This window comes from Sulfitobacter sp. UBA1132 (assembly GCF_002311545.1).
Classification (GTDB): domain Bacteria; phylum Pseudomonadota; class Alphaproteobacteria; order Rhodobacterales; family Rhodobacteraceae; genus Sulfitobacter; species Sulfitobacter pontiacus.
In genome coordinates, this window is sequence record NZ_DCAN01000022.1 from 1,583 (window position 1) to 3,869 (window position 2,287).

Below are 2,287 nucleotides of genomic sequence, written 5' to 3' on the forward strand. Positions count from 1 at the left end.
CATCGACGAAAATTCATGCGCGATCTGGAAGGTCCGCAGCAGCCCTTTGTGAAACAGCGTATGGGGGGGCAGGCCGGTGATATCCTCGCCGTCCATCGTCACGCGCCCCGAGGTCGGTTTGAGCACCCCCGCGATCACGTTGAACAGCGTCGTTTTGCCAGCACCGTTCGGGCCGATCAAACCGGTGATCGTGCCTTTGCCAATGGTCAGATTGGCCCCGTCCACGGCGTGGAACCCGCCGAAATGTTTATGGATGTCGTCTACGACGATCATTTTGTAGTCTCCCCGTGCGGTGCCGAAGCCCCGTTGCAAAAACAGCCCGGTCGCAATGCACCGGGCTGTTTTCTGTCACGTCATGTGATGTTAGCGGTATTGAACCGTCGTGATCTTGCCGTCTTCGATCTTGATCTGACGGTAGCTGCCAGCGGATTCACCGGGGCCGATCAGTTCAACCGCGGTTGCGCCTTCATAGTCGACTTCGCCGCCGTCCTTGAGGATTTGCAGCGCTTTGGCCAGCTCACCCGGATAGATCTTTTCGCCGGGGGCGTTCGCAACCGACATGACCTGATTCTTATAGACCTGCGGATCGGAAGACCCTGCGGCCTGCATCGCCAGCATCAGCAGCGCCGCTGCGTCGTAGCTTTCCGGTGCGAAGGGCGATGTGGTGTCGAAGGCACCGTCGACCAGCGCGGTGAATTTGTCAGCGCCGGGGCTATCGGTGCCGGGGTGCTGGCCGGTGGAGCCGTCCAGCTCGGAGCCGAAGTTGTTTTCAAGGTTCGCCGCGATCATCCCGTCGGGGAAGTGGAACGTGTCGAACGCGCCTGAATCAATCGCTGCACGCACAACGCCCGATCCACCCTGATCGACGTAGCCCGCAACCACTAGACGGTCGCCACCGGCAGAGGCCAGCGCGCCAACCTCGGCAGAGTAATCGGCCTTGCCGTCTTCATGTGCGGCAGAGATGGTAATTGTCCCACCCGCAGCTTCATAGGCCTGCTGGAACGCGTCCGCCAAACCCTTGCCGTAGTCGTTGTTGGTATAGGTGACCGCGACTTCCTTGATGCCTTCTTCCATCAGCACCTCTGCCATGACTTCGCCTTGACGGGCGTCGGAGGGGGCGGTGCGGAAAAAGAGGCCATCGTCTTCCATCGATGTCAAGCCGGGGGATGTGGCGGAGGGCGAGATCATCACCATCCCGTTGGGCAGCGCCGCGTTTTGCAAGATCGCGCCGGTCACGCCAGAGCAGGCCGCGCCCACGATGCCGTTGATCCCTTCGGCGATCAGACGTTCCGCACTGGATACCGCAAGCGCGTTATCGACGCAGCCCGTGTCCGCCCGCGAGGGGGTGACTGTCGCCCCGTCCATCAGCATGCCGCTGTCGGTGACTTCTTTCATGGCCAGCTCGGCGCTGGATGCCATGATGCCGGTCAGCGATTCAATCGGGCCGGTGTAGCCAAAGATCACGCCAAGCTTCACGTCCTTGCTATGCGCGTCAGCATAGGCATTGGTGGCCAGCAATGCTGCAGCCGTTGTGGCCATAAGCATCTTTTTCATGTTTCTCTCCCTGTTGAATATGGTGTTCTGCGCCAGAGCCTATGCGGCGATTTTGGAAAAGAAAAGCGTTATCCCTAGGTAAAGTGGCGCAAGATGATGTGGATCGACGCTTTGTCTGCGCTAGGTTTGCAGGGATAGGTTGTATGAAGGGGGAAAGCCATGTTTCGCGGGGGGATGATGCATCAGGCCGCACGGGCCATCGGGGCGTTGGTCATAGCCGGATCGTTCATGGGCGCGTCGGGCGTTGTCGCGCAAGAGCTGCGGATCACCCAGCAGGTGTCAGGGCTGGATACCCCTTGGGCGCTGGCGATTTTGCCAAATGGGGACGTGCTGGTCACCGAACGCGACGGCCGCTTGCTGCGGGTCCGCGAGGGCACCAGCCAAGAGGTTACCGGCGCACCGCAGGTCGTTGACGCAGGGCAGGGCGGCTTGCTGGATATCACGCTGGCACGGGATTTTGACAGATCGCGCACCATATTCCTGACCTATGCCAAGGCGCTTGAGGGCGGGGCCGGTACCGCGCTTGCCGCGGCAGAGCTGTCGCAGGATGGTGCGCGGCTCGAAAATCTACGCGATCTCTTTACCATGTCACGCGGGTCTGCCGCCGGTCAGCACTTTGGCAGCCGCGTGGTCGAGGCGCGCGATGGCACGCTTTTCGTCACTGTCGGAGAGCGCGGCGACCGCCCCGCGGCGCAGGATCTGGGGCAGCACAACGGCTCTGTCGTGCGTGTGA

Annotated in this window: 3 protein-coding genes; 1 reads left to right on the forward strand and 2 read right to left on the reverse strand. The window is 61.4% G+C overall.

Features of this window, described 5'->3' with window-relative positions; genetic code table 11:
• Together B4F27_RS17570 and B4F27_RS17575 are read right to left on the reverse strand one after the other, a co-directional pair.
• Positions 1-273: ATP-binding cassette domain-containing protein (locus B4F27_RS17570; protein WP_286760298.1), on the reverse strand; the 273-nt coding region annotated here is incomplete at its 3' end.
• 90 nt (positions 274-363) lie between these two features.
• Positions 364-1,554 carry an ABC transporter substrate-binding protein gene (locus tag B4F27_RS17575; protein WP_286760299.1) on the reverse strand — a complete coding sequence of 397 codons (1,191 nt, stop codon included), beginning with the start codon at positions 1,552-1,554 and terminating at the stop codon, positions 364-366.
• Positions 1,555-1,713: 159 nt separating this feature from the next.
• On the opposite strand from B4F27_RS17575, the gene B4F27_RS17580 reads away from it, so the two are divergent.
• Positions 1,714-2,287 (forward strand): PQQ-dependent sugar dehydrogenase (locus B4F27_RS17580; RefSeq protein ID WP_286760300.1); only part of this gene is annotated, 574 nt, incomplete at its 3' end.

Coding starts and splice junctions, on each gene's coding strand:
- B4F27_RS17575 (WP_286760299.1), bottom strand. CDS start 1,554: ATGAAAAAGATGCTTATGGCCACAACGGCTGCAGCATTGCTGGCCACC.